We start from the raw sequence: 21458 nt of genomic DNA, 5'->3' as shown, positions 1-21458 counted from the left end.
CAAGGAGACCGAACATGTCCAAGCATCTTACTCGCGAACTCGTTGCCCGGCAGGCCGCCATCGTTCCTGCGCCGAAATTCCGCCACGAGGTCGATCGCACGTTCGAGCTGCCCAAGGGCCTCTATGCCGCGACCGTGGCGCTTTACCTCGGGTTCCTTGCCGTAATGGCGGCGGGGCTATCGACCCCCGGCCTGATCATTCCGATGGCCATCTTCACCTTGTTCGTCGTGGCCGGCTTCGGCGTCCCGGCGATCTGGACCAGGCTGGCACCCGGAACCGCTTCGCGCCCGATGAGCTACGCCAAGCTGCGCCGCGATGGCATCGCCACACTGACCGGGCGGCTCACGGCCAAGGATGCAAGCGTCCAGATGCTCATCCTGCCGGTCATCATCTTCTGCTGGGGCGTGACGACCGTGACGATTGCGGCCCTGGTCCGCTGATCGAATTCAGGTGTCGGGGAGGAGCGCGGGGTCGAGCAATTCGATCCCGCGTTTTCCGTCGCGTCGGATCGCCCCGGCGCGTTCGAAGCGGGTGAGCGTCCGGCTGACGGTTTCGATGGTCAAGCCCAGCATATCGGCAAGCTCGCTTCGTGAAAGCGGCAGGTCGAAGCGCCGCGCCGGATGACAGGGCGAATCGCTCGCCGATCGGGCCAGCGACAGGATTGCGCCCGCCACGCGGCGTTCGGCCGAGGCATTTCCGGTCAGCGACAGCAACTCGCGGCTGGCATAGAGATCTTCCTGCGTGCGCCGCAAAAGCGCCGTGCCGAGCCGCGGGTAGCGTTCGATCGCCCGCTCGAAAGCGGGACCGGAGAACACGCAGACCTCGCTTTCGCCCAGCGCCACGACATCGTGCTGGACATAGGGCCCGAACATCTCGCCGACAAAGCCGCTGGGGTGCACGAGCGACAGGATGCGTTCGCGGCCGTCGCTGTCCGTCGAGGTGATTTTCAGGGCACCGCTGACAAGCGTGGCGCAGGCCGCATCGCTCAAGCCAGCCGAGAACAGTGTCTCGCCCTTCGCAAGCCTTCGCGTGCGCCCGGCCTTTGCCAGCTCGTCACGTTCGGCCTCGTCGAGCACGGCGCAGGCCGCGCGGTCGCGCACCGGACACGTCGCGCAGGCGAGGCTCATCGAACGCGCGCGCGCAGTCGCTCCAGCGCTGCGTCCTCTTCCGCGACCATTGCGATGACCTGGGCGCGCGCGGCCTCGATTGCTGCCGTCTCCTCCGCCTGCACCGATGCTGCGGCGTACAGTATGTCGAGATCGCCGAGCGGCACCGAGGCCAGGCTGCGGCTAGAATCGAGATCGGCGAGCGCGACTTGCGCAGCGGCCCAGCTGTCGCTGCCGATTGCAGCGCCCGAAGCTGCCGCCACCCGGCGCTCGGCTGTGGGAAGGGCGCTCGTGAAGGCGCGATGGGCGTCTGTCGCCCGGGCGACGAGAGTTGCAAGCTGTTCGGGGAGGGGGCCGCTGAGTGGGGTCTCCACTGCGGGCACCTCGATCGTCTGCGGAGGGCCGACATCGAACTGTCCTTCGGCCCGCTCGATGTCCCGGACGGCAAGCGACGGGTAATCGCTATCGGCGGGAGTCGCGCATCCGGCCAGCAGGAGCGCCGGACAGGCGGCGAGAGAGAGCTTGCGATACGTCATCGCGCTCTCCATATCATGCAGGCCGAAAGTCGCCAGCGAGGATGCAAAAATCGTCGCTCTGGCCGTTGACTTGGGCCCGCCATTCGCCTAACGGCACGCTTCTTTCCGGGGCTGCCATTCGGTGGCCTGACGGGTGCGCCGTATATTCGCAAGGATGCGGCAAAGCTAATTGATTGAGAGATAACCACCATGTTCGCAGTAGTGCGCACGGGCGGCAAGCAATACCGGGTTGCCGCCGGAGACAAGATCGCCGTTGAAAAGCTGGCTGGCGAAGCCGGTGATACCATCACGCTGGGCGACGTCCTGCTCGCCGGTGAAGGTGAAAAGCTCGAAGACGCCGGCAAGGTGACCGTGTCCGCGGAAATCATCGCCCAGGCGAAGAGCGAGAAGGTGATCGTCTTCAAGAAGCGCCGCCGCCACAACTATCGCCGCAAGAACGGCCATCGCCAGCAGATGACCCTGCTGCGCATCACCGCCGTCGGCGATTCGAAGGCCGAGAAGAAGGCTGCGCCGAAGAAGGAAGCGGCTCCGAAGGCCGAAGCCAAGACGGACGACTCGCCGAAGGCCGAGACCAAGAAGGCAGACGCCAAGAAGCCGGCCGCGAAGAAGGCTGCCCCCAAGAAGGGCGCCGTCGAGGAAAAGGCTCCGGCCAAGAAGGCAGCGCCGAAGAAGGCCGCCAAGAAGACCGAAGACAAGAAGTAAGGATTACGGACGATGGCACATAAGAAAGCAGGCGGTTCATCGCGCAATGGTCGCGACTCAGCCGGTCGTCGCCTCGGTGTGAAGAAGTTCGGCAGCGAGAACGTCGTCGCCGGCAACATCATCGTGCGCCAGCGCGGCACCAAGTTCTATCCGGGCACCAATGTCGGCATGGGCAAGGACCACACGCTGTTCGCCCTAACCGACGGTATTGTGCGCTTCCACAAGGGCAAGCTCGACCGCAAATTCGTCTCGGTCGACATGCTGGCGGAAGCCGCCGAATAATCGGACGCTCCGATAACGGGATCGTCCAGACGGGACGGTCCCAGCCGGGATAACCACCGGCAACCGAAGAGGGAGATGGGACTTTCCTGTTAAGTCAGGGGGCCCGTCTCCCTCTTGTCGTTTCTCCCTCTCAGTCTGGCGAAATATCCTTTCGCCGCCACGCAACTGTCACGCGTCCGGCCTAGGAGCCCGGAGCGTGGATATGGGGAGAATACCGATGTTCCATGTTACCGAGAGGCTGCTGTTGCGGCCTGCCTGGCCCGAAGATGCAGAAGCGCTGTTCGGCGGGATCGCCGACGAGGGCGTCGTCCGCAACCTCGCGCGCGCACCGTGGCCCTATCGTCCCGAACATGCCCGCCAATTCGTCATGCTGAAGCGTGAACCGCGCTATCCACGTTTTCTAATTACGCGACCGGGCGAGAATGGCTCTGAACTGATCGGCTGCATCGGGATCGATGCGGGCGAAGGATCGGTCGAGCTCGGTTACTGGATTTCTCGAGAATACTGGGGACACGGATACGCGACGGAAGCTGCGCGCGGCGTGATCGATATCGCAAGACTGCTCGGCCACGAAGAGCTCATTGCCGGACATTTCACCGACAACCCGGCCTCAGGTCGCGTGTTGCGTAAACTCGGCTTCCGGCCAACCGGCAAGACCGTGTCGCGGCATAGTTGCGGACGCGGCGAAGAAGCTGATTGCATGATGTACCGCCTCGACCTGTCCGAAGACGAGGTCGCCGCCCCGAAAGCCGCGTGACCCAAACGAAAGGCCCCGCAAGCGATTGCGGGGCCTTTCCTGTTTTGCTTCGTTAGACTTACTCCGCGGGCATCAGCGCCGCTTCGAATTCGCCTTCGTATTTGCCGATCAGGTGGCGATCGTCGTGATCCCACGGGTGGAAGCCCGGCTTGAAGTAGCTCAGCCACGCCGGGAAGATACGGCGCACGACGCCCGGCTTTACGGTAAGATATTTGAACAGGCCCCACTTGGCCTTCCAGCCGGTGATGCCGTCCTGCGCCAGCAGCTCCAGCGTGTCGGTCCAGCGGTTGCGGAAAAAGTTGAAGCTGACGATCAGCATCATCAGGCTGCGCAGTTTCCAGCGACGGAACGGCGTCCAGTCGCGGGTCGCGTGGTTCCAGGTGTCGAAGGCGACGCCCTTGTGCTCGATCTCCTCGACCGAATGCCATTCCCACATCGCGCGCACCTCCGAATCGGCATCCTTGAAGTGGTTCGGATTGGCGAGGAATTCCTGCGCCATCATCGCAGTGTAGTGCTCCAGCGCCATGGTCGCGGCGAGGTTGACGATGACCGGGCGATCCTTCGTCAGCGCGAGCATCTCGCCCACGCGCTTGTCGATCGCCTTGATGTCGTAACCGTGGTCTTCGGCAAGGCGGTTGAACGCGATGTGTTCGCGTGTGTGGTTGATTTCCTGCTTCACGAAGGCGCGGATCTCTTCCGCGAGCTTCGGATCGGCACCATCGCGATGCGCTTTCACGGCTTCGATGAAAAATGCCTCGCCGCGCGGGAAAGTGGCCGACAGGGCGTTGTGCCATGCGGTACCGAACGCATCGCCCGCCCACCAACGGCGCGGCGTGGTGTCGCGATTGAAACGCTCGTCGCGCACGGTGAGGGTAAGATCTGCCGGGGTGGGGGCGGAAGTGCGGGTATCGGTATCGATGGTGACGGGGGCGTTCATGGGAAAGCTCCGAGTTTAACTGACATTGATGTAAGTAGCGCTTGCTTACATTGATGTCAATAACGATCGGTAAACGGCTTTGCGCGCTCGCCGCTTTGGGTTAACGCTTCATCGCATGGCCACGCGCAAGAGACTTTCCCCCGAAGAATCCCGCCTCGCTGCACTCGAAGCGGCGCGGGCGTTATTGATCGAAGCAGGGCCCCAGGCGGTGACGCTCAAGGCTGTCGCCGCCCGGATCGGGCGGACGCATGCGAACCTGCTTCATCACTTCGGCTCGGCGGCAGGACTGCAAAAGGCGCTTGCCGGGCATCTTGCCGGGACAGTGTGCGACACGATCATAGACGCCGTACGCGCCAGCCGCGCCGGTCTTGGCTCTCCTCGCGAAGTGGTCGATCTCGCCTTCGATGCCTTCGACAAGGAAGGGGCAGGAGCGCTGGCCAGCTGGATGATCCTCACCGGCAACGAGGACGCCCTCACACCGATCGTGGAGACGATCCACAATCTCGTCGACGAGATCGCACCGGAGGAGGCCGAGCATGGCGGCGACCCTATGCAGGTTCACGAGGAAACTCTGGCGCTGGTCCTGATGGCGATGGGCGACGCGCTGATCGGCAGCGCGCTTTCGCGCTCGCTGGGCTTGCCCGAGACCGCCGCTCGCGACCGGGCGGAGCGGATGCTGGTCAATTCGATCGCGGCGCTCAATCTGCCGCAGTAAGCCCGGGCTTCATCCAGTCCGGGGTGCGATCTGTGTCGATCGCGCCCAGCCGCAGGTGATCGACCGCGAGTTCGAGGTCTTCGTGCGCAACCTTGCGCCGCTTTTCCTCCGATGACTCGAGCGGCACTACAAGCAGCCGACGGTTGACCTTGCTGCGCCAATTCATCCGGGCGGTATTCTCCTGCCCGACATAGCAGCCCTTGTTGAAGCTCACGCCATGCAATTCGACTGCATTGGTTTCGAGCCAGAGGATGTCGCCCAGTTCCGCGCGTCCTTCGGGAACACCAAGCGACAGCCGGTGCGCGCGCCATGCGTCGTCGGCTGCTTCGTCGTCATCGTCGACAGGCGAAAGCCAGCGCTGGCCGAGCGCACCAAGCCGGGGATCGGCCGCTCCGCCGTCGCCCATCTCGCGCTGCCAATGCACACCGACCGCAGGATCGACCTCGATGTCGATCGCACGGCGCAGGCGGTAGAGCGACAGGCGTTTCGCAAGCTCCTCCGCCGCATCGGCCTCGCAATCGATCAGCAGTTCGCCTTTCGAGCCCGGCCAGACGAGGAAATCGAACATCGTCTTGCCCTGCGGCGTCAGCAAGCCCGCATAAACCGGCAGCCGGCCTGCCACATCGTTGGTGACCAGGCCTTGAAGGAAGCCGACCACATCCTCTTCGGCATTGCGGGGCGAAAGGCGGATCACCGCCCGCTCGAACAATCGTGTCGCAGTCATGGGTGACAGATAGGTTGCGACCGCCCATAGGCAAAGCGATGTTCAGCGATATCGAGCAATTGGTGTTTTCCGGTGGTGGTATCCGCTGCTTCTGGCATGGCGGTTTCCTGTCCGGATTGGGCGACAAGGCGAAGCTCGCCCCGCAACGGGTGAGTGGCGCGTCGGGCGGCGCGCTGAGCGCCGCTGCGTGGATCGGTGGGCGCGAGCGGGATCTCAAGATGCTGATGACCGAGGCGTTCCGTATCAACGATGCGAATTACGACCGCAGGCGCAGCAATTTCACCCCGCATCAGGAAATCTACCGCGCCGTGGTCGAAACGACCCTGGACGACGCCGCGATCGAGGCAATCGCCGAAGGGCCAGAATACGAAGTGTCGCTGTCTTGCCCGCCCAAACATGTGTCGGCCCGGTTGAGCGCGGTTTTCTACGGAATTCTGTATAAACTCGATCAGGCCGTGCGATCGACCCCGCACCTGATCTTGCCGCGTCGGGCGGGATTGGGCGAACTGTGTGTCGATGCGCGCCAGGCCGCGCGCGACGGCAAACTCGTCGATCTGATCTGCGCCGCTGCGACCATCCCGCCCGTCTTCGATGTGCCGGAATGGGAGGGGGACCGGGTGCTCGACGGCGGGATGCTAGACAAGGCGCCTTTGCCGCAAACCGACCACGGGAAAACGCTCGTGCTGATGACCAGCATTTACGAAAATCTTCCGCAGACCGATCGGTGCACGTACATCCAGCCGACCCGCGAGGTCGCGGCGGACAAGATCGATTTTTCCGACGCGAGCAAAGTAACCCGCACCTGGGAGCAGGGCGAAGCGGACGCGCGGCAATGGCTGGTAGACCGCAGGCAGTGTGGCTAAGGCGCGCACAATGACAAAGACGCTTACTATCCGCCGGCCTGACGACTGGCACCTGCATTTCCGCGACGGCGATACAATGCGCGCCGTGGTGCCGCACACCGCGCGGCAGTTCGCCCGCGCGATCGTGATGCCGAACCTCTCGCCGCCGGTCACCACCAGCGCTCTCGCCGCGGCCTATCGCGAGCGGATCGTGGACGCAGTGCCGGAGGGCGTAGAGTTCACGCCGTTGATGACGGCCTATTTGACCGACGAGAGCAATGCGGACGATTTTGCGGCTGGCTTCGCCGACGGTGTGCTAACGGCTGCCAAGCTTTACCCCGCCGGCGCTACGACGAACTCCGCGCATGGCGTTACCGATGTCGCCAACATCAGCGGCGTGCTGGAGCGGATGGCCGAGATCGGCATGCCGCTCTGCGTCCACGGCGAGGTCACCCATGCGGCGATCGATATCTTCGACCGCGAGGCGGTGTTCATCGAGCGCGTGTTGCAGCCGCTGGTCGCGCGCCTACCCGAACTCAAGGTGATCTTCGAACACATCACGACGCGGCAGGCGGTCGAATTCGTCGATGCTTCGGGCGCGAATATCGCGGCGACGATCACGCCGCAGCATCTGCATATCAATCGCAACGACATCCTCGTCGGCGGGATCAGGCCGCATATGTATTGCCTGCCCGTCGCCAAGCGCGAGGAGCATCGCTTGGCTTTGCGCGAGGCCGCGACCGGTGGCTCCGCAAAGTACTTCCTCGGCACCGACAGCGCGCCGCACCATCGCCATGACAAGGAAAGCGACTGCGGCTGTGCAGGCATATTCAACGCACCTTATGCGCTAGAAAGCTATGTTTCGGTGTTCGACGAGGAGGGTGCGCTCGACCGCTTCGAGGCTTTCGCGTCGGAGAACGGGCCGCGCTTCTACAGCCTGCCGCTCAACGAAGGCACCGTGACGCTCGAGAAGGTCGCACAGGAAGTTCCGGCATCGGTCGCTGGCGGTGCGGCAGAAATCGTGCCGTTCCACGCCGGCGAAACGCTCAGCTGGCGGCTGGCTTCCTAGAGCGCGACCACAAGTCCCAGACGAAGATCGCCGCCGCTGCCCAGATGCAGGCGAAGCAAGCCGCCTGGGCGTAGTTCAGCTCTTCGCCGAATACCGTAAGGCCGAGAATGAAGACGATGCTCGGTGCCAGGAACTGGATGAAGCCGAGCGTCGAGTAGGGCAGCTTGCGCGCGGCGATGGCGAAAAGCAGCAGCGGGAATGCCGTCAGAGCGCCGCCCAGCATGATCGCGAGGCTGAGGCCGATGTCCTGCACGAATGACGAAGCCGCCGGGCTCTGCGCATAATACCAGGCGACGCCGAGGGCCGGGACGAGCAGAATCGCTGATTCGATGGTGAGACCGGGCAGCGAGCCGACCGGCACTTGCTTGCGAATGAGGCCGTAGGTACCGAAGCTCATGGCTAGCGTCAGGCTGATCCAGAGGGTCGTCAGCGCTCCTGCCAGCAGCAGCGAAACGCCGATCCCGGCGATTGCCACTGCAACCCATTGCAGCCGCGACAGGCGCTCGCCCAGCAGCAGCGTACCCAGCAGCACGTTTACCAGCGGGTTGATGTAATAGCCGAGGCTGGCGGCGTAGACCTGCCCGTTCTGGATCGCCCAGACATATACCACCCAGTTGACCGCGATCAGCGTCGCGCTGAGCAGGAGCAGGGCGAGGGTCTTGCGATCCGCCAAGGCCCGGCGAACCTCGCCGCCCTGCTTGCGATAGGCGACGATCAGCAGGCAGAGCGGCAGCGTCCAGATGATGCGCCAGCCGACGAATTCGAACGGCGGCACGCTGCTGACGAGAATCAGATAGAGCGGCAGGAAGCCCCAGATGACATAGGCGCCGACGGCTGCGCCGAGGCCGGTCTTGTCTGTTTGTGAAGCGGCCTGGGTCATCCTGCAGCGGCGCTAGGCGCGCGTAATCGGCGCGGCAAGCTTCATCTCGCCGATACGGAACGGTCGGTTCGTCGCAAATTTTGAATCTGACGGCTCGGTTGCATTCGGTTCAGGTTGGCGGGCCTAAAGCTGAACGTCACAGGGCCAATACAAGATTGCAAAAGGGACGAATACGATGGCAAATATGTTCAAGCTTCCAGCACTGACCATGGCCGCAGCGGGCCTCACTCTGGCCGTGCCGGCATCCGCCGCACCGGCCGCCCATGCTGCTCCGGCGGCGCACGCTTCCGTCTACTATGATGGGCCTGCTTCCACGGTTTACGAGCACGGGAAGAAGCGCAAGCATTGGAAGCGCTATCGCGATCGCGCCTATTACAGCGACCGCGGATATTACAACGATCGCCGCGACTATCGCGATTACCGCCAGTCGCGTCCCTACTACATGGGCTATGACCGCAATTATGGCGAGCCGGTCCGCCGCGATACCCGCATCTGGCGCGGTCGTGACGGGCGGTATTATTGCCGCCGCGACAATGGCACCACCGGCCTTCTGGTCGGTGCCGGAGTCGGCGCGCTGATCGGTCATGAAGTGGCCGGTCGCGGCGATCGCACGCTCGGCGCCATCCTCGGCGGTGCTGCCGGAGCGCTGCTCGGCCGGACCATCGATCGCTCCAGCACACGCTGCGGCTAATTCGAAACACCAGCTTTCGTCCGTGCCCACCCACGGGCGGAGGGCGGTACCCAAGATAACAATCACGGGCCGCCAAGGGCGTCTCCTCTTTCCTTCGGGAGAGAGGAGGCGCCCTTATCGTTTGGCCTAAAACTTTCCGCAGGCCGGGTGTCCCGCTATGATGCAGCGCGCTGCAAGCGGCTGGAAACCGCCAGCGCCAGACAGCAGAAGCCGACACTTATCTGCCGGAGGCCAATGATGAAATTCCGTCCCTTAGCTGCGCTCGCCCCTGTCGTCCTGCTGGTTGCCTGTGGCGGTAATGCGGATGAGGCGCAGGATGCCGATGCGGTCGATCCGGCGAGCGAACAGGCGCTCAACGATGGCCTCATGAGCGATCCCGACCTGGCCGGTCAGAACGAGGCCAATGCGGCCTTGTCCGGCACGGGCAGCCAGGCGATTCCCGAAATCGACAAGAGCCCGCGCGCCGTCGAGGCTGCGCGCAACCGCGCTGCGCAGATGGTCGGCGGATCGTCCAATCTGAAGGCCGCTCCTGCTGCCAAGCAGCTGGCGGCCAATGCGCCCGATACCGCGGCGATGGTGGCCGCAGCGCGCGCTGCGGTAAAGCCGGACGGCCCGAATTGCGCTGCGAGCGCCGAATACGGCTCGGCCTGGGCCGCCAAGCTCCCGACTGCTTTCCCCGTCTATCCGCGCGGCAATACGCAAGAAGCCGCCGGGACGGACGAGGGCGACTGTGCGTTGAGAATCGTCTCCTTCTACACGCCGGTCGCCCTCGACGACGTTCTATCCTTCTACAGCACGCGCGCCCGCGATGCCGGCTTCAATGTCGAGCACACGGTGAAGGATGGGGACAATATTCTCAGCGGCACGAAGGGCCAGTCGGCATATGTCGTCTATGGCCGCCGCCTCGATCAGGGCGTGACCCAGATCGATCTCGTCACGAGCAACTGACGCGTCCGCCCCGCCGGGCAGCCGTCAGGATTTTAGGCCGACGCCGATAGTCGCACGCGGCTGTTCCATTTCGGTGCTCGCCACCGGATAGGCGCAGTAATCCGCTGCGTAGAACGCCGCCGGACGATGGTTGCCCGAAAGGCCGATCCCGCCGAAGGGCGCGGCCGAGGAGGCCCCATTGGTCGGCCGGTTCCAGTTGACGATACCGGCGCGGATTTCGCTCCAGAACTGCTCGAAATCGCTCGGACTTCCTCCGATAAGCGAGGCGGACAGGCCGTAACGAGTATTGTTCGCCTCGGCGATAGCGGCATCGAGATCGGCCACGCGGATCACCTGCAGCAACGGGCCGAACAGCTCGATATCCGGCCGCTCGGCGATGTCCGTAGCATCGAGGATCGATGGCGACAGGAAGGGCAGGCTCTCGTCCTTGCGCTTCATGTGCACGATCGGCTTTCCGCCGCGCGACATCAGTGCGACGAAGCTTTCCGACAGCAGATCTGCGGTCTGATTGTCGATCACGCAGCCCATGAACGGCTGGGGATCGGCGAAGGGTTCGTCGACGATCAGCCGCTCGGTCAGCGCCTTCACTTCCGCGACGAGCTGATCGAACATCGAGTCGACGACGATAAGGCGGCGTGCGGCGGTGCAGCGCTGGCCTGCAGTCGTGAATGCGGACTGGACGATCGTCGCGGCGGCATCGGCCAGCTTGGGCGTGTCGGTGACGACGATAGGGTTGTTGCCGCCCATCTCCAGCGCGACGATCTTCCCGGGGTTCGAGGCGAGCTTGCGATTGATCGCAATCCCCGCGCGCGCCGAGCCGGTGAAGAGTACGCCGTCGACATCGGCATGTTCGACCAGCGCCTTGCCCGCGTCCGGGCCGCCGTGAATGCACTGCACCACGCCTTCCGCAATGCCGGCCTCATGGAAGCAGCGCGTCAGGAATTCGCCGACTGCGGGCACCTTTTCGCTCGGCTTGAAGATCACGGCATTGCCCGCGATCAGCGCGGGGACGATATGGCCATTCGGCAGATGCGCGGGGAAGTTGTACGGTCCGAGCACGACCATCAGGCCATGCGGTTTATGGCGCAGCGCGGCGGTGCCCTGCAGCGCGCTATCGAGCTTCTTCTGCCCGGTGCGTTCGGCATAGGCGGTGACGGAGATATCGACCTTGCCGATAACGGCCTGCACTTCCGTCCGGGCTTCCCACAGCGGCTTGCCGGTTTCCCGCGCGATCAGTTCGGCGAAGGGTTCGGCATGCTTGCGCACGACATTGGCGAAGCGGCGGAGCAATTCGACGCGCTGGCCCAGCGGTGTGCGTGCCCAGTCGCGCATCGCCTCGCGCCCGCGGGCAATCGTCTGCTCGACATCGCCCGCCGTGCCGCGCCAGATTTCCGCGCCGGTGGCAGGTTCGGTAGAAACCAGTTCCATATCAGACAATCGAGACCTTCCCGGGACCTTTTTCGTTCGTGTGCGCGCCTATGAGATAGCTGCGTGAGTGCGTCAAACGGCAATTGGCGACAGCATTACGCGTGGCCCGCCTGTTCCGGTGCAGGACCGTGCGCTTCGCCCATCCGCCGCAGCGCCGCGACCTTGTCGGCCAGCGGTTGCCAGTCGTCGTTTTCGGCAATTGCTGACCAGATGCTTTCCACCTCGTCGATCAGCATGGATTGCGGCGCCTCGTCGCTCCAGTAGGGGTGATTACTCGGTAGAGGGCGATAATCCGCCAGCGCGTCCGCCAGCGCACCTTCCGCCTCTCGCTTGCCCCGATGCCGGAAAAAGAATTCGTCTGGCTGGGTCCCCCTTTCGCGCAGCTGCGCTTCGCTTGCCGCAACCAGCGCCGCGTCCGCCTCCGCGCCGCGACTTTCGACGCCGAGGCGCCAGCACCAGCGCCGCCCGATCGCTTCCATGTAAAGCGGTCCGTAGCGATCCATCGCGGCAATCAGCGGCGGTGCGTCTGTCAGCAGGCGCAGGGCAATGGCGAATTGGCCGCAGTTCCAGTGCAGCACTTCCGGCTGGCGGCCGAAGGCATAAAGGCCCTGATGATCGAAATAGGCGGCAGTGAAGGCTGGGTCCCACTTTGGCAAAAACCGCCAGGGGCCGTAATCGAAGCTCTCGCCCGAGATGTTCATGTTGTCGGTATTGAGCACGCCATGGACGAAGCCTGCGACCATGTAGCTGGCAGCGAGATCGGCCAGCCGCTCGACCACGAGGTGCATCAGCTTCACCGCAGGTTCGTCGCGTCCGGGTGCATCCTCGGGCGGGGGCGGGCCGGGAAACTGTTCGAGGCAATAGTCGACAAGCTGGGCCATATGCTCAGGCTGTTCCAAAGCGAGCAGGCGCTGGAAGGTGCCGATGCGGATGTGCCCGTGGCTCAGCCGCGTCATCACGGCGGAGCGCGTGGGGGAGGGCTCGTCGCCGCGCCACAGCGATTCGCCCGTCTCGACCACGCTGAAGGTTTTGGAGGTGTAGACGCCCAGGGCCTCCAGCATTTCGGTCGCGAGGATTTCGCGCACCGCGCCCTTCAGAGTCAGGCGCCCGTCACCGTCGCGGCTCCACGGCGTCTGGCCCGAACCCTTGGTGCCAAGGTCGAGCAGGCGGCCTGCGTCATCGCGCAGCTGGGCGAACAGGAAGCCGCGTCCGTCGCCGATTTCGGGATTGTACACGCGGAACTGGTGGCCGTGATAGCGTAGCGCCAGCGGCTGGGGCAGATTGTCGGGCAAAGCCTCGAAGCGGCCGAAATGGCGGAGCCAGTCCTCGTCCGAGAGACCCTCAAGCCCGACCGTGGCTGCATGGCGATCATTGCGGAAGCGCAAAGTCGTCTCGGGGAAATCGCCCGGTGCGACCGGGTCGCCGATCCATTCGGCGAGGGCGACGATCGGCGTCTCGGGGCGATAGCTCGCGGCTCCCTCGGCTTTGCTCGGGACAGGTTGCGGTTCGTCGCGCATGCAGCGATAGTGGGGACGAAGCCCGCCCGCAGCAAGGGCGACACCGAAATCGGCACGGGACACACTCCTTCGACCATGGACACGAGCTACACCGACCGCAGTTGGCAGAGCGCCGACGGCCTCACCCTGCATTTCCGCGACTATGGCGAGGCGAACGACCGGCCGCCGGTGATCTGCCTGCACGGCCTCACCCGCAACGCCCGCGATTTCGAGGATTTGGCGGCACATATCGTTGCGCAGGGCTGGCGCGTGATCGTTCCCGACATTCGCGGGCGCGGCGATAGCGAGTATGCCAGCGACACGGCGAGCTATGCCGTGCCGACCTATGTCGGCGATGTCCTCGCGCTGCTGGAGCAGGAGGGGATCGAGCGTTTCGTTTCCGTCGGCACGTCGATGGGCGGGCTTATCACGATGGTCCTCGCCACCGTCCGGCCCGATGCGCTGTCGGGCGTCGTCCTCAACGATATCGGTCCGGCGCTCGAAATGGCGGGACTGGACGCGATCAAGGGCTATGTCGGGCAGGGGCGCAGTTTTCCGACCTGGATGCATGCCGCCCGCGCGCTGGAAGAGGTGCAGGGCGCGAACTTCCCGCGCTTCGAGATGCAGGACTGGATCCGCATGGCCAAGCGCGGGATGACGCTGGCCAGCAGCGGGCGCATCGTCTTCGACTACGACATGAAGATCGCCGAGCCGATCCTTGCAGCGGACGAAGCCGCCGTTCCGCCCGATCTGTGGCCTGCTTTCGAGGCGCTCGGCGGACGTCCTGTGCTGCTGCTGCGCGGCGAAGTATCGCCCCTCCTGTCGAAGGAAAGCTTCGCCGAAATGCAGCAGCGGCTGCCCGATGCCACTGCCGTCACTATCCCGCAGATCGGCCACGCGCCGACGCTGGACGAGGCCGAGGCGCGCACGGCCATCGACGCACTGCTCGAGCGCGTGGCATGAGCGCCGGTCGCCCGCACATCCTGCACCTGCATTCCACCTTCGCCGCCGGGGGCAAGGAACGGCGCAGCGTGCAACTGATCAACGCCTTCGGTGCGAAGGCGAGGCACACCATTGTCTCGGCAGAGCCCGACCGGCTGGGCGCCGCCGACGGCATCGCGAAAAGCATCGACGCGATGGTGCAGCCCGAATTCCCCAGCCTCAAGGGCTTTCCGCTTCCCGGTCGCCTGCAACGGCTCGCCAAGGCGATGAAGCCGTTCGATCTCATCCTCACCTATAATTGGGGCGCGATGGATGCGGTGATGGCGCATACGCTGTTCAAGGACGTCCACGGCCTTCCGCCCCTGATCCACCATGAAGACGGATTCGACGAAAGCGAGCTGCACCGCCTGAAGAAACGCCGGACGTGGTACCGGCGGATCGCGCTGGGCAGAACCTCCGGCCTAGTCGTCCCGTCCGAACGGCTGGAGGAGATCGCGCTGGTCGACTGGCAGCAGCCGCTCGGTCGGGTAAAGCGCATTCCCAACGGGATCGACACCAAGGCCTTCGGCATGCGGCCGAAGAAAGATGCGCTGCGGCTGATCAAGCGTCCGGACGAGCACTGGGTCGGTACGCTGGCGGGCTTGCGTACGATCAAGAACCTGCCCCGGCTGGTGCGCGCCTTCGCCCCGCTGCCGGAAGATTGGCAGCTGGTCATCGTCGGCGAGGGCGAAGCGCGCGATGCGATCCTGGCCGAGGTCGATCGCCTCAAGATCAATCACCGCGTCCACCTGCCCGGCGCGGTCGCCGATCCGGCGAGGATTATCGGCCTGTTCGATATCTTCGCCCTGTCGAGCGATTCCGAGCAATTCCCGCTCTCGGTCGTCGAGGCCATGGCTGCTGGCCTGCCGATCGCCGCCCCGGCGGTGGGCGATATCGCGGCAATGGTGGCCGAGGCCAATGAACCTTACATCACCTCACCCGGCAGCGAGGGCGGCCTTCAGGATGTGCTGGCCGCGCTGGCGCAGTCGAAGGACCTGCGCCGCCAGGTGGGCGAGGCCAATCGCGCAAAGGCCGTGGCCAAGTTCGACGAAGCGAAAATGGTGGCGACCTACCGCCGCCTCTACTCCAGCGCGATGGGGCGGGAGCTGTAGGCGAGCGGACCTTCGCTTTCATCGTCCGTTCACCCGGACGGGGACAGGCTTCGACGACCATTGCCCTTGGCGGGCGCACTGCCTAAAGACGCGCAAACATTTTTCGACGAGACAAAGCGGAGCCCGCCACACGTGGCCCTCACACCCAAGAAAGAACTCAGCCGCGAGGAAAAACTCGCGAAACGTGACGCCGCCGAGCAGGAAGCCCTGCTGCGGGAGGTCGACGACGCGGTGCGCCAAGGCGATACCGAGGAATTCTTCACGAAATACGGCAAGCCCTTGCTCGCTGTGCTCATCCTCGGTCTGGTCGGTTTCGGCGGTTATCTGTTCTGGGACAGCCGCCAGGAACAGGCGATGGAAGCCGATTCCGAAGTTCTCGTGGGCGCGCTCGATCAGGTCGAAGCCGGCAATCTGCAAACCGGATACGACCAGCTCGAAGCACTGGCCGGAGAAGACCGGGGCGGGGCCTCTGCAGTTGCCGGGCTCATGCGCGCGGGAATCGCCGCCGAGCAGGACAGGCCCGATGAAGCCGCGCGACTCTTCGCCGCCGTCGCCGCGAATGAAAGCGCACCACAGGCGCTACGCGACCTCGCGAAGCTGCGAGAAGTCGCCACACGGTACGACAGCCTGTCGAGCGGCGAGGTAATTGCCCAACTCAAACCGCTCGCCGTGCCCGGAAATCCTTTCTTCGCCAGCGCCGGCGAGCTTGTTGCCCATGCTTATATGGACCAGGGCAAGAATGCCGAGGCGGGCGCGCTGTTCGCGCAGATCGCCAAGGCAGACGATGCACCCGAAGGACTACGCTCGCGCGCACGGCAGATGGCCGGCGTGCTCGGCGTGGACGCGATCGAGGACGTGGACGCTCTGCTCGAAGAACAGGGCGTGGACACTCAGGCCGCGGATGGCGAAGCCGCCGCGCAAATCCAGTAAGGGGCCCGTTCGGGCCGGAATGGAAGAACCGACTATGGATCGTAAGGGCCGGAAGCCTTCGAAAGCTCTCTCAAGCAGCGGTTTGGCGCGCGGCGTTCTGGCCGCAGCGCTGGTCGCCAGCCTCGGCGCATGCAGCGGTGGCCTGTTCGGCGGGGGCGATAAGAAGGCGACGCCGACGATCGGAAATCGCGAACCGATCCTTTCGCGCATCGAAGCCGGTGCCGAAGTCGATCCTGCGCTGGCGGGTGTTGCGGTGGTTCTCCCTCCCGCGCAGGCGAATGACAGCTGGGCGCAGGCCGGCGGAACGGCCAGCAAGTCCTATGGCCATCTCGCGCTCTCCGCCACGCCGACGCGGGCGTTTACCGCCGAAGTCGCGGGCGGCTCCAACCGCGAGCGTCTGGGTGCTGCGCCGGTCGTAGGCGGCGGCATGCTGTTCGCGGTCGGTAGTGACGGCGAACTCGATGCTTTCGATGCGCAGACCGGTGCCAAACGCTGGGCATTTGCCCCCAACTTGACTGGTGACACGCGCGCTTCCGCGTTTGGAGGCGGTGCGAGCTATGCCGATGGCAAGGTCTACATGACCACCGGTGCGGGCGACGTCATCGCCCTCGATGCGAACACCGGCGCGCAGCTGTGGCAGGTAAAGCCCGCCGGACCGTTGCGCGGTTCGCCCACCATCGCCTTCGGTTCCCTGTTCGTGATGACGCAGGACAACCAGATTTATGCGCTCGATCTGACCGACGGCGCGGTCCAGTGGCAGCAATCCGGTTCGGCCACCCAGGCAGGCGTCTTCGGCGTGGCGGCGCCTGCTGCAGGGCAGGGTACGGTTATCGCCGGCTACAGCTCGGGCGAGCTCATCGCGCACCGTTACGAAAACGGACGGACGTTGTGGGCCGATGCACTGGCGCGGACCTCGATCTCGACTTCGGTCAGTTCGCTCACCGATATCGACGCCGACCCCATCATCGACAACGGCCGCGTCTACGCGCTGGGTCAGGGCGGTCGCATGGCAGCTTACGAGCTGGTCACCGGGCAGCGCATCTGGGAACTCAGCCTCGCAGGGATTTCCACTCCGGCTATCGCCGGCGAATGGATTTTCGCCCTGACCGACGATGCCCGCCTGCTGGCCATCGCGCGCAGCACCGGCAAGGTCCGCTGGATCACGCAGCTGGCGCAGTATCGCGACCAGGAGGACAAGAAAGGTCCGATCTTCTGGACCGGTCCTGTCCTCGCCGGCAACAACCTCTGGGTCGCCAGCAGCGAAGGCGAGATCTATCGCGTGAGCACGGGCGAGGGTTCCGCCAGCCTGTTCTACGACCTCGACGAACCGGTCAGCCTGGCTCCGGTCGTGGCGAACAACACGCTCTACATCCTCGACGACAGCGGCACGGTGACCGCCTTCCGCTAGGCTTTGCGCTATTCTCTGCCGGGTGTTAACCATTCGGGTGTAGGACGGCGGGGAAATGAATACGCGTGAATCGATCCCGATGACGCGGCCGAAGAGCGATGTCTCTGCGGCTGTCGGGTTGGTCGGCCTGGCCGGGCTGTTCGCCTGGGTCCTGTTCGCGCGCGCCTATCCCGCGATTGCCACCAGCCTCGACCTGCCCGGGCCGCGCGAGGTCATGTCCGGTCCGCACGCCGCCTTGGTCGGCCTGCTCGCCGCGGCGCTGCCAATGGCGCTGTGGTCGGTAGTGGTGGAGAAGGTGCATCGTCGCCGCAGTACCGGGCTCGATTGGTCGCTCGGCCGCACGCGCCAGCCCGATCGTGCGGACACGCTGATCAAGCTCATCGGCCTGTGGGCGACCTGGGCCATCATTGCCGCGCTCTACTGCCTGTGCCGCTGGTACTGGAGCGGGAATTACCTCTTCTCGATGCGGGTGCTGGGTTATGCGGCAATTCCGCTGATGGTGTTGTCGGTCCCCTATGTGTTCTGGATCGATCGCTACATGGTGAACCCGCGCGACCATGCCTGGCACTTCGGGGCACTGCTCGTTCGCAAGGCTGGGTGGCAAGCGGATGAAGTCAAGGCGCATTGGCGTAGCTGGATCATCAAGGCCTTCTTCACCGCCTTCATGATCTCGATCATTCCGTTCGCTTTCCGAAATGTCGTGGAAGCCGATTTCGGGCTCTTGGCGCAGCGGCCCGAGCAGCTTGCGCTGATGATGATCGAGGCCATGTTCATGGTCGACGTGATGATCGGCACGGTCGGCTATATCGTCACCATGCGCCCGCTCGATGCGCAGATCCGCAGCGGCAATCCCTTCCTCGCCGGTTGGGTCGCGGCGCTGATCTGCTACCCGCCGATCGTCTGGGGCATTCTGGGCGAGGGCAAGGCGATCAATTACGAACTCGGCACTCCGGGGTGGATATTCTGGCTGGAGGGCAACGATCTCGCGCTGGCGGCGTGGGGCGCGCTGCTGGTGGTGCTGACCGCGTTCTACGCCTGGGCGACCTTCGCCTTCGGCCTGCGGTTTTCGAATCTTACCTATCGCGGCGTGCTGACGAACGGGCCCTACCGCTTCACGCGCCATCCGGCCTATGTGTCGAAGAACCTGTTCTGGTGGTGCGCGACGCTGCCCTTCCTGGTGCAGGACGGGTCATGGGTGGAGACCATCCGCAATTGCTTCTTCCTGTTGGTGGTCAACGCGATCTATTTCTGGCGCGCCAAGACCGAGGAAGCGCATCTGCTGCGCGAGGATGCGAAATATCGCGAGTACCATGCCTATATGGCGCAACACGGCCTGCTGACCGCACCGCTTGTGCGCCTGAAACGTCTGGTCTGGAAGCCGCGCGCAGCTTTGGCGCCGCAGCCGGCGGAGTAATCAGCCGAGCGGATTGCCCTCGTTAGTCTCGTAGATGCGGATATCGCGCGAAGCGGGCGGATTGTCCGCCATCACCTTCTGGAATTCCGCCATATGCGCGGACGTGCCATGCGCATCCAGCGCCGCCTGGTCGCGCCAGCGCTCGAACAGGACCAGCGTGTCGGGATCGGCCAGATCGGTGGCGAAGGCATAGTCGAGACAGCCGTCTTCCGCGCGGCTGGCGCGGACCATTTCGACGATCGCCTTGCGCGTCGCGGCATCGATCGTGCGGCCCAGCTTGATGGTGCCATTGATCTGGATCATCGCTCTTTCCCTTCGCTCAGAAACTGTATTTGTAGACGCGCTTGATATCGCCGCCCCAGTCGCCGTGATAGCGATCGAGCAGGACCTGCGCAGGCACTTTCCCGCTGGCGACGATCTCGTCGAGCGTTTCGAGGAACCCGGTCTCGTTGTCGCCGGAGGAGTTGAGGCGCGCGCGGTAAGCCAAGCCGGCGCGGGCAATGGCCAGCACCTCTTTCGCAAGATCGCGCAAGGTGCCGCCTCCGGGGATCGGTGCGGCGAGCGCCTGCTTCGGCACGGCATTGCGCAGCGCCTCGCGCTCCTCCATCGTCCAGTGCTTGACCAGATCCCATGCGCCATCGAGCGCGCCCTGATCGTAGAGCAGGCCGACCCAAAAGGCGGGCAGGGCGCAAATCCGGCTCCAAGGGCCCCCGTCGGCACCGCGCATCTCAAGAAAGCTCTTCAGGCGCACTTCCGGGAAAGCGGTGGAGAGGTGGTCCCACCAGTCGCTTTCGGTCGGTTTCTCGCCCGGCAGGACTTCGAGTTCGCCCTTGAGGAAATCGCGGAAGCTATGCCCCGCAGCGTCGATATATTTTCCGTCGCGGAAGACGAAATACATCGGCACATCGAGCATGTAATCCATCCACCGCTCGTAGCCGAAGCCGTCCTCGAACACGAAGGGCAGCATGCCGGTACGGTGCGGGTCGGTGTCGCTCCAGATATGGCTGCGGTACGACAGGTAACCGTTCGGTTTCCCTTCGGTGAAAGGCGAATTGGCGAAGAGCGCGGTCGCGAGCGGCTGGAGCGCGAGGCCGGTGCGGAATTTCTGCGCCATGTCCGCCTCGCTGGAATAGTCGAGGTTCACCTGGATGGTGCAGGTGCGCAGCATCATGTCGAGGCCCAGCGTGCCGACGCGCGGCATGTGCCGCTTCATGATTTCATAGCGGCCCTTGGGCATCATCGGCAGCTCGTCGCGGGTCTTGTCGGGCCACATGCCGAGGCCGAGGAAGCCGACGCCGCAATCCTCGCCGACGCGCTTCACCTGGTCGAGATGCCGCCCGGTCTCCGCGCAGGTCTGGTGCAGGTTTTCCAGCGGTGCACCCGACAGTTCGAGCTGGCCGGCGGGTTCGAGGCTGACCGTCCCGTCGTCCCCACGCATCGCGATGACCTTGCCGCCCTCTTCCACCGGCTCCCAGCCGAACTGGCGCAGGCTCATCAATATGTCGCGAATGCCGCCTTTTTCGTCGTAGGACGGCGCACGAAAATCGCTGCGGTGGAAGACGAGTTTCTCGTGCTCCGTGCCGATGCGCCACTTGTCCTTGGGCTTCTCCCCGCGCTGCATCGGGGCGACCAGCTGGTCGCGGGATTCGATGACGGGATCGGCGTTGCCGGAGGTCTCGCGCGTGCTCATGGTCGGTGGCGTTAGAAAACCGAACCTTCCGAGGAAAGCGTTTTATTCTTCGTCCAGCCAGTCGCCCGCTTCCGCCATCCACACGGCGGTCCCGGAGATGGCCGCCGTCTCGCCGCGCAGGATTCGCGGGCCGAGGCTGATCGCGACCGACGCGGGATGCGCGCGGATCGCGGCGCGCTCGGCATCGTCGAAGCCGCCTTCCGGGCCGACCAGCAGCGCGGCCGGTCCCTCGGCATAGCAAAAGGCGTCGGCGGCCGGTTCGCCGCCCTCCTCGTCGGCGAAGAACAGGTGGCGGTCCTGCGGCCAGTTGCGCAGCAAGGCCTCGAGCTTCGCGACCGGTGCGATCTCGGGCAGGGCGGTACGCGCGCATTGTTCGGCCGCCTCGGTCACGATCGTGTCGGCGCGTTCGGGGTTGAGCTTGTCCGCCACGCAGCGCCGGGTGACGACAGGGGCGATGCGCGCGACGCCGAGCTCGGTCGCCTTTTCGAGCACGAGGTCGAAGCGGTCTTTCTTGAGCAGCGCAGGGCACAGCCAAAAATCCGGCACCGGCTCGCGCGGGCGCAGGTGCTGCTCGACTTCGAGCTCGACGCGGCGCTTGTCGACCTGCACGACCCGCGTGGCCCATTCCCCGGTGAGATCGTCGCACAGGATCACCGCATCGCCTTCGGTAACGCGCATGACGCGGGCGAGGTAATTGGCCTGATTGCCTTCGACGGCGATAGTCCGGCCGGTGCCGAGTTCGTCCTCGACGAACAGGCGCGGTGCACTCTTGGGCGGCCAGGCGGGTGTTGCGGGCATGGCTTTGCAGGT

24 protein-coding genes are annotated in these 21458 nt (G+C 64.7%); 14 read left to right on the top strand and 10 right to left on the bottom strand.

Annotation, left to right across the window (positions count from 1 at the left end):
- The first annotated feature begins 14 nt into the window (after positions 1–14).
- Entirely contained in the window at positions 15–440 is a 426-nt protein-coding gene (locus P8R33_RS01445) for a hypothetical protein (RefSeq protein WP_278327207.1), read from the top strand.
- Between the two features lie 6 nt (positions 441–446).
- Here the strand turns inward: P8R33_RS01445 and P8R33_RS01440 are convergent, their stop codons facing one another.
- Both P8R33_RS01440 and P8R33_RS01435 read right to left on the bottom strand, forming a co-directional pair.
- A complete protein-coding gene (locus P8R33_RS01440) occupies positions 447–1127 on the bottom strand; it encodes a Crp/Fnr family transcriptional regulator (protein ID WP_278327206.1) in 681 nt (226 codons plus the stop codon).
- Positions 1124–1654, bottom strand: a complete 531-nt coding sequence (locus P8R33_RS01435) for a hypothetical protein (protein ID WP_278327205.1) — start codon at positions 1652–1654, stop codon at positions 1124–1126. The genes P8R33_RS01440 and P8R33_RS01435 overlap by 4 nt, the downstream gene beginning before the upstream one ends.
- A gap of 177 nt (positions 1655–1831) precedes the next feature.
- Here P8R33_RS01435 and rplU point away from each other — a divergent pair, with 177 nt between their 5' ends.
- The 3 genes from rplU to P8R33_RS01420 all read left to right on the top strand — a co-directional run bounded on the left by rplU (position 1832) and on the right by P8R33_RS01420 (position 3383).
- The gene (gene rplU / locus P8R33_RS01430; protein ID WP_278327204.1) at positions 1832–2344 is read left to right on the top strand and encodes a 50S ribosomal protein L21; all 513 of its coding nucleotides are present in this window, start codon (positions 1832–1834) and stop codon (positions 2342–2344) included.
- A 12-nt stretch (positions 2345–2356) separates the two neighbouring features.
- A complete protein-coding gene (gene rpmA, locus P8R33_RS01425; protein WP_278327203.1) occupies positions 2357–2626 on the top strand; it encodes a 50S ribosomal protein L27 in 270 nt (89 codons plus the stop codon).
- Positions 2627–2843: 217 nt separating this feature from the next.
- Positions 2844–3383 carry a GNAT family N-acetyltransferase gene (locus tag P8R33_RS01420; RefSeq protein WP_278327202.1) on the top strand — a complete coding sequence of 180 codons (540 nt, stop codon included), beginning with the start codon at positions 2844–2846 and terminating at the stop codon, positions 3381–3383.
- Between the two features lie 58 nt (positions 3384–3441).
- Here the strand turns inward: P8R33_RS01420 and P8R33_RS01415 are convergent, their stop codons facing one another.
- Positions 3442–4320 (bottom strand): metal-dependent hydrolase, encoded by an 879-nt coding sequence (locus P8R33_RS01415; RefSeq protein ID WP_278327201.1) that lies wholly within the window; start codon positions 4318–4320, stop codon positions 3442–3444.
- A gap of 115 nt (positions 4321–4435) precedes the next feature.
- On the opposite strand from P8R33_RS01415, the gene P8R33_RS01410 reads away from it, so the two are divergent.
- Entirely contained in the window at positions 4436–5035 is a 600-nt protein-coding gene (locus P8R33_RS01410; protein WP_278327200.1) for a TetR/AcrR family transcriptional regulator, read from the top strand.
- Here P8R33_RS01410 and ygfZ read toward each other — a convergent pair.
- Positions 5019–5759 (bottom strand): CAF17-like 4Fe-4S cluster assembly/insertion protein YgfZ, encoded by a 741-nt coding sequence (gene ygfZ / locus P8R33_RS01405; protein ID WP_278327199.1) that lies wholly within the window; start codon positions 5757–5759, stop codon positions 5019–5021. The two genes, P8R33_RS01410 and ygfZ, sit on opposite strands and share 17 nt — an antisense overlap.
- 38 nt (positions 5760–5797) lie before the next feature.
- On the opposite strand from ygfZ, the gene P8R33_RS01400 reads away from it, so the two are divergent.
- Together P8R33_RS01400 and pyrC are read left to right on the top strand one after the other, a co-directional pair.
- On the top strand, positions 5798–6622 hold the full coding sequence (locus tag P8R33_RS01400; protein WP_278327198.1) for a patatin-like phospholipase family protein: 825 nt from the start codon (positions 5798–5800) through the stop codon (positions 6620–6622).
- Between the two features lie 10 nt (positions 6623–6632).
- Complete coding sequence (gene pyrC, locus P8R33_RS01395) at positions 6633–7670, top strand: dihydroorotase (protein ID WP_278327197.1); 1038 nt, start codon at positions 6633–6635, stop codon at positions 7668–7670.
- On the opposite strand, the gene rarD is transcribed toward pyrC, so the two are convergent.
- On the bottom strand, positions 7648–8550 hold the full coding sequence (gene rarD / locus P8R33_RS01390) for an EamA family transporter RarD (protein WP_278327196.1): 903 nt from the start codon (positions 8548–8550) through the stop codon (positions 7648–7650). The two genes, pyrC and rarD, sit on opposite strands and share 23 nt — an antisense overlap.
- 175 nt (positions 8551–8725) lie before the next feature.
- Between rarD and P8R33_RS01385 the strand changes: the two genes are divergently transcribed.
- Together P8R33_RS01385 and P8R33_RS01380 are read left to right on the top strand one after the other, a co-directional pair.
- Positions 8726–9241 carry a glycine zipper 2TM domain-containing protein gene (locus tag P8R33_RS01385; RefSeq protein ID WP_278327195.1) on the top strand — a complete coding sequence of 172 codons (516 nt, stop codon included), beginning with the start codon at positions 8726–8728 and terminating at the stop codon, positions 9239–9241.
- A gap of 237 nt (positions 9242–9478) precedes the next feature.
- The gene (locus tag P8R33_RS01380; RefSeq protein WP_278327194.1) at positions 9479–10189 is read left to right on the top strand and encodes a hypothetical protein; all 711 of its coding nucleotides are present in this window, start codon (positions 9479–9481) and stop codon (positions 10187–10189) included.
- Positions 10190–10213: 24 nt separating this feature from the next.
- On the opposite strand, the gene astD is transcribed toward P8R33_RS01380, so the two are convergent.
- Complete coding sequence (gene astD, locus P8R33_RS01375; protein ID WP_278327915.1) at positions 10214–11617, bottom strand: succinylglutamate-semialdehyde dehydrogenase; 1404 nt, start codon at positions 11615–11617, stop codon at positions 10214–10216.
- 95 nt (positions 11618–11712) lie between these two features.
- Positions 11713–13134, bottom strand: a complete 1422-nt coding sequence (locus P8R33_RS01370) for a protein adenylyltransferase SelO family protein (RefSeq protein WP_278327193.1) — start codon at positions 13132–13134, stop codon at positions 11713–11715.
- Positions 13135–13209: 75 nt separating this feature from the next.
- Here P8R33_RS01370 and P8R33_RS01365 point away from each other — a divergent pair, with 75 nt between their 5' ends.
- From P8R33_RS01365 to P8R33_RS01345, 5 genes are all read left to right on the top strand, one after another.
- On the top strand, positions 13210–14076 hold the full coding sequence (locus P8R33_RS01365; protein ID WP_278327914.1) for an alpha/beta fold hydrolase: 867 nt from the start codon (positions 13210–13212) through the stop codon (positions 14074–14076).
- The gene (locus tag P8R33_RS01360; protein WP_278327192.1) at positions 14073–15206 is read left to right on the top strand and encodes a glycosyltransferase family 4 protein; all 1134 of its coding nucleotides are present in this window, start codon (positions 14073–14075) and stop codon (positions 15204–15206) included. The genes P8R33_RS01365 and P8R33_RS01360 overlap by 4 nt, the downstream gene beginning before the upstream one ends.
- A 132-nt stretch (positions 15207–15338) precedes the next feature.
- Positions 15339–16136 (top strand): tetratricopeptide repeat protein, encoded by a 798-nt coding sequence (locus tag P8R33_RS01355; protein ID WP_278327191.1) that lies wholly within the window; start codon positions 15339–15341, stop codon positions 16134–16136.
- A gap of 19 nt (positions 16137–16155) precedes the next feature.
- On the top strand, positions 16156–17544 hold the full coding sequence (locus P8R33_RS01350) for an outer membrane protein assembly factor BamB family protein (protein ID WP_278327190.1): 1389 nt from the start codon (positions 16156–16158) through the stop codon (positions 17542–17544).
- Between the two features lie 55 nt (positions 17545–17599).
- Positions 17600–18958: a methyltransferase family protein gene (locus P8R33_RS01345; RefSeq protein ID WP_278327189.1), complete on the top strand. Its 1359-nt coding sequence runs from the start codon at positions 17600–17602 to the stop codon at positions 18956–18958.
- On the opposite strand, the gene P8R33_RS01340 is transcribed toward P8R33_RS01345, so the two are convergent.
- Genes P8R33_RS01340 through P8R33_RS01330 form a run of 3 tightly spaced genes read right to left on the bottom strand, consistent with a single transcriptional unit; the run spans position 18959 to position 21446 of the window.
- On the bottom strand, positions 18959–19261 hold the full coding sequence (locus P8R33_RS01340; RefSeq protein WP_278327188.1) for a putative quinol monooxygenase: 303 nt from the start codon (positions 19259–19261) through the stop codon (positions 18959–18961).
- 16 nt (positions 19262–19277) lie between these two features.
- On the bottom strand, positions 19278–20648 hold the full coding sequence (locus P8R33_RS01335) for a glutamate--cysteine ligase (protein WP_278327187.1): 1371 nt from the start codon (positions 20646–20648) through the stop codon (positions 19278–19280).
- 42 nt (positions 20649–20690) lie between these two features.
- Complete coding sequence (locus P8R33_RS01330; protein WP_278327186.1) at positions 20691–21446, bottom strand: 16S rRNA (uracil(1498)-N(3))-methyltransferase; 756 nt, start codon at positions 21444–21446, stop codon at positions 20691–20693.
- Between the last annotated feature and the right edge of the window lie 12 nt (positions 21447–21458).

The sequence above is a fragment of the Qipengyuania flavescens genome (assembly GCF_029688735.1).
Lineage (GTDB): Bacteria > Pseudomonadota > Alphaproteobacteria > Sphingomonadales > Sphingomonadaceae > Qipengyuania.
The sequence above is the reverse complement of the archived record's forward strand: the minus strand, read 5'-3'. Positions and strand labels throughout refer to the sequence as shown.